The 520-nt window shown below is 46.0% G+C and carries 1 protein-coding gene; it reads left to right on the top strand.

Going from position 1 to position 520, the window contains the following annotated elements:
- The coding region (locus R8N47_RS28365; RefSeq protein WP_318186503.1) for a dicarboxylate/amino acid:cation symporter at window positions 1-520 on the top strand (520 nt) is incomplete at both ends.

The following is a 520-nucleotide window of genomic DNA, read 5'->3' as shown; positions in this document are numbered from 1 at the left end:
AGTGATCATGAAGCTTGTAGCAATTTTGATGAACCTAGCTCCATATGGCGTATTCTTCTTGATGGCGAAGTTGTTTACTGGTCTTGGCTTAAGTGCCATCGTCAACCTAGCCGAGTACTTTGTTGTGTTAGCGGGCACACTATTGCTTCACGGCCTAGTGACTTACAGTCTAATGCTAAAAGGCTTTACTGGCCTTAGCCCAATTACGTTCCTACGTAAGATGGAAGACGCAATCATGTTTGCCTTCTCAACGGCATCATCAAACGCGACCATTCCAGTGACAATGGAAACAGCAAAACACCGCATGGGCGTAGATAACCGTATTTCATCATTCACTGTTCCTCTAGGTGCAACCGTGGATATGGACGGTACAGCCATCATGCAAGGTGTCGCAACCGCATTTAGTGCTAAAGCATTCAATATTGATTTGAGCATGGGCGATTACATGATGGTTATCATGACCGCAACACTTGCGTCTATTGGTACTGCGGGTGTTCCTGGGGTAGGTCTTGTCATGCTT

This window comes from Vibrio sp. 2132-1 (assembly GCF_033344315.1).
The sequence above is the reverse complement of the archived record's forward strand: the minus strand, read 5'-3'. Positions and strand labels throughout refer to the sequence as shown.